The 4590-nt window shown below is 65.9% G+C and carries 3 protein-coding genes; 2 read left to right on the top strand and 1 reads right to left on the bottom strand.

The window, feature by feature from the left end:
* The coding region (locus V7Q31_RS17565) for an HAD family acid phosphatase (RefSeq protein ID WP_333835149.1) at window positions 1-397 on the top strand (397 nt) is incomplete at its 5' end.
* Window positions 398-973: 576 nt separating this feature from the next.
* Here V7Q31_RS17565 and V7Q31_RS17560 read toward each other — a convergent pair.
* Window positions 974-1246 carry a hypothetical protein gene (locus tag V7Q31_RS17560; RefSeq protein WP_333835150.1) on the bottom strand — a complete coding sequence of 91 codons (273 nt, stop codon included), beginning with the start codon at window positions 1244-1246 and terminating at the stop codon, window positions 974-976.
* A 539-nt stretch (window positions 1247-1785) separates the two neighbouring features.
* Here V7Q31_RS17560 and V7Q31_RS17555 point away from each other — a divergent pair.
* Window positions 1786-4179, top strand: a complete 2394-nt coding sequence (locus V7Q31_RS17555) for a hypothetical protein (protein WP_333835148.1) — start codon at window positions 1786-1788, stop codon at window positions 4177-4179.
* Window positions 4180-4590: the final 411 nt, after the last annotated feature.

Genomic DNA, 4590 nt, shown 5'->3' with positions numbered 1-4590 from the left:
CGAGCAGGGCGAGAACACCTATGACTACGCGATGGGCCATCTGAAGGCGCTCGGCTATCCCTTCGCCGACGACGACCACCTGACCGTGCTGCGCGACACCTCCAACAAGGAGAAGAAGCAGGACGAGATCATGGAGCGCTTCGAGGTGGTGGCCTTCCTCGGCGACAACCTCAACGACTTCCGCCGCAAATACTACCTCAAGGGCGACGTGGACGGCCGCGTCGCTGAGATGGAGGCCGACCGGGCGCTGTTCGGAACCAAATACATCGTGTTCCCCAACCCCACCGACGGCCACTGGATGGCGGCGATCTTCGGCGAGTCCGAGCCGCCGGCTACCGACGAGAATCGCGCGATCCTGCGCGACGCCGCCGCCCGCACCGCGTGGAAAGGCCAGTAATCCGGCGCTGAAGGCCGTCACGCGCGGCGCCTGGAATCCAGGCGCCGCGCGTCGATTTCCGGGCTGCGACGCAATGGCGCTCTTGATCCGACCGCCGCGCCTCGCTCTCGTCGAATGCGACAGGGCGGAACAGGCTCTTGTCAACGAAATAGCCGACCCAGGCGGGACCCGACCGCCCTGTTGCGACATTGCGCAGGGCCGGCTCGTCAGCGAGCGGATGCGCGGGATGATGCCATTGTTCAAGGCCGGCGCGCTGGTCGACAAGGCGAACAACTGAACGCGATGTCGACGGGCGCCGAGAGCGCCCGCCTTCGCTTCAACCGCTGTGCTTTCAGACCCGCGAGTTAGCAGCCGCCTTCAACAGCGACTGTGCCGACGGCCAGTCCAGCGGCGGGAATCCAGACGAGCGGTTTGATGATCAGCCCCACGAGGGCGGCGCCGGCGACAGCGGTTCCGCCCAGGTCATGTCCCAATATGTGGTGTGGAAGCGCCGGCCCTCGAAGAGGTTCGGTCTCGGTTCAGGCGGCCACGGCGGGCAGCCTGACGGTGGCAGTATTGGTGACGCGGGCAAGCGTCTCAAGGCTCATGTATCGCCGGGCGACGGCCCACACCCGCCGTGCGGCTGGCCTCGACCGCCTTGCGCCGCGACAAGAGCCTCGCCTCGATCGCCAGCACCTGCGCCTGGATGTCCTTGAGCGGATCGACCCAGTCCCAGCGCGGCGGGATCCACTGCTCGGCGCGATATCGCGCAGGCTCCCGCGCGTAGCCCGGTAGGTCCAGCGCGCCCGCGAGAACGGCCTCGATCTGCGATGACGAGCGCGCGCAGATGCTCCAGCGTCGCCGCGCCACTTATGGTAGGTTCGCAGCCGTCGCACTCGTTCGAGCGGCAAAGAGCGCCTCGGCAGCGGAGGAGGTGCGACGGCCGGTCAGCATGACGCGGCGCTTTCGATCACACTCCAGGCTGAGCGCAGGGGCGACAGTGTCAAGGGCCGCAACCGGCTCCAAGATCGCCAGTGAAGTGAATTGCCCGCTGGCCAGCGACACGCGCCCCAAACGACGCTGTCCCCTGAACGCTTCCCCCTGCCGTGGTCGCCGTCACCGTAGCGGCCGCCGGCGACAGCGATCTGGTCAACTCGCCTGCGGTTGCTCTCTCCGAGATGGAAAGTGGCGCCCACGCGATCCTTCGCATGCCACGTCAATCAGTTGCTTATCCCGCAGATCGACGTCTGGACCCACGCCATTCCACAAGCGCGTTTCCCAATATCCGCCCGAAAACAAGCCGAGTGGTGAATCCAACGGTAGAACATGCTACAATCGGTCTAGTAGAGTCTCAACTGCTCCCTCTCGCTTGCCTTTCGCCTGATTGCGCACCGATCGTGGAGGAACTCATGAGACGCGTGATTTCACACTATTTCTGCGCGATTTCGATCGGGCTTATGGTTCTGCCCGCAGCCGTTTCCGCGCAGACCAGCCCAGCCGCCGCGGTGGGAGAGACCCGCCCGCCAGTCGCGCGCTTCGCCGGCGACCCCATCGGCTTCGTCGCCCACGGTGAAGTTTTCGATCCCTCCGGCAAGCGCATCGAGCCAAGTCTGACCTTTATCCGCGAGGCGATCGACTTCTACATCGACCGGCTGCAGCGGTGGTCGGACGATGACGCGCGCGCCGCGGACGAACGCCAACGGCAGCTGCTCGCCGAGCGCTTCGGCGCCAATGACATGACCACTCGATTTTTGCTTATGGAACTGTTGAGCCAGCGCGCCGAGCCGCGCGACCAGGCGTTGCTCGACGCGCGAAACAAAATCCTGCGTAAGAGCTGGTATATGGGGATTCTCGGTCTCGAAGGCTTCCGAGAGCGCATCGATCCGCGGGAGAACCTGCCGCGCGACATCGTCGAATTCGCCACCAGGGAGGGCATCCTCCTTAAGGCTACCAGCGCCGCGGGCCGAGAGTACATCGCTGAGTGCCGGCGCGCAGGCGTGCCGGTGCCGCCGCAATGGAACGGCGGCGGATGGATCTACGAAGGCGACCTCACGACCAACTTCCTCGGGTTCGGCAATCCGACGCAGGTCTGGCGCGCCGACAGCGACTCGCCGGCGGGGATTTGCGTGGCGCTGCCCCGGTTCTCGAACGCGCAGACGATCTCTGCCCTCGGCATCATCTGCCTTGGAACAGAGAGCAGCAACGCCTGCTTCTACGACGCCTCTACTGTCGGCAAAGACGAAAAGCTGAACCCAGAGGATCTGATCTCAGGCGACGACCTCTGGAACGGCGTCTGCACCGACTGCCATGCCGGTGAGAACCCTTATGTGGTGCATCCGGGCGGGCCGCTCGACCTTTGGCCGGACAACCGACCGCAGCAATGGCATTCGCCGCTCATAAAGCCCAGCTGGCCGCAGAACCCGGGGCCCTTCCAGGCGATCAACCAAGTGCCGATAAACCCGCTGCCGCCAGACAGCGACGCGAGTTGCCTCAGCTGCCACAACCAGGCGCAGTTCGGGCGGTTCCCCGACGTTCTCGCGCTCAACGCGTGGCGTGCTGGCTATGATGGAAGCCGCTCTCAGTATTGCAGCGTCATAGTTGCGAGCGCCATCGGCAACACCATGCCCGGGCTCGGCAGCGCGCACGACGCGCATGCGCAGGCGATGCTGGCGTTCTGCAACCAGAGTCCGCGGCCGCCGACCGAGGTGCCGCCGCCTGATGTGCGAGACGACCCCGAGACATTGGGACCGCCTGTCGTGCTTGGCCCGCTCTACGCGTGCGCCGAAGCGGTGGAGGTTTCGGGCGCCAGCTACGGAGCCAAGCTGACCGTTCGGATCGACGGAACCGACGTCGCAACAGTCACGGTCGCCAAGCCGAGCCAGACCATCGTCCCGGTGCCGGCGCTGGTGACGGGCCAGAAGGTTTCCGCGATCCAGGAGGAGGACGGAGCCATCTCGGCCGAAAGCCAGCCGGTCACGGTGACGGACCACAAAGTGGCTTATCCGAACGGTCTTCCGACACCCGAGATCGACCCGACTCTGATCCACGAGTGCGGGCGGGTGATCGCGGTCCGCCACGTGCGCGGCGCCAAGATCACCGTGTTCACCAACGGCGCGAACCCCGTGACCTACGGCACAGGCGGCGACTGGACGAATCTCGCGCCTGCGATCCGGCCCTTCGTGCTGGGCCACCGCTATTCTGCGCAGCAGTCCATCTGCGAGGACAAGAGCGGCATCAGCGGCGATGAGACCGCAGTCGTGGAACCTTCGCCCTTCCCCGTGCCCACGGTCGACCCCACCCCACCAGTGGTAGGGCAGGAACTCGTGAGCCTGAAGAACCTGCCGCGTGGCGCCCTCACTGTGGTTTCGGAGTCAGCGGCGGGGGACATCGCAACCTTCTCCACCGCCGTCGATTGGAACCCTGAAGTCGACATCGCCGGCGGCCTCGGCCATCCGCTGCAGGCCGGCGAACAAATCTCGGTCGTATCGGAGCTCTGCGAGGCGACGAAGGTCTCTTTCCCCGAAACTCGGCCCTGCGAACGCCTAAATGCGCCGAAGATCGCTCAGCCCTTGGTGGGAGACACCTTCGTGACCGTGACCGACGCCGTGCCGAGCGCTCATGTCATCGTCTACGATGCAGGGCTAAATGAGATTGGCGACGGTTCGGGCTCGCCCATCGGGCTTACGCGTGCGCTGACGCCGGGCGACGTTCTGACGGTGGTTCAGAAGCTGGGTCGGTGCGTGAGCGCCAACGCCTATCAGGTATCGGTTGTTTGCGCCTCACTTGGCGGCGACTGCGGCTGAGCTGCTCGCGCACGACGCTGACCCGCAGGCTTGCGCCGGACTGTGGGTCAGCCAGTGTCGCCGTTGGCAGAGTGCATCAGCCTTCGCCGGAAGAACCTGCTCCAGCGCCGGTTCGTCACCGCGTTCGGCATCTCAGGCGTCAGATTTGGGTCGACCGGTGCATTGTCGGAAAGTCCTTGATCGTCGCCACGACGCGCCCCGTCATCCGGTAGATCGTAGACGACGCCATCGGGTGTGCGCCCGGCTCTCTGGCGCGGATCGCGCCGCGCCGGATCATAGCGCCTCGGGCGTGGCGCGCGCGCCTTGGGTCTCGCCGGGGCTGGCGCGGTAGGCGAGGCCTAGCCCCGCCGCGCGCTCGGCGTCGGCGGCGTTCTCGCGGTCGATCTCCTCGATGTCGTAGCCGGTGGCCTC

This window comes from Rubrimonas sp., assembly GCF_036788415.1.
GTDB lineage: Bacteria > Pseudomonadota > Alphaproteobacteria > Rhodobacterales > Rhodobacteraceae > Rubrimonas.
Note: the sequence above shows the minus strand (reverse complement) of the source record. Positions and strands in the feature narration are given on the sequence as shown.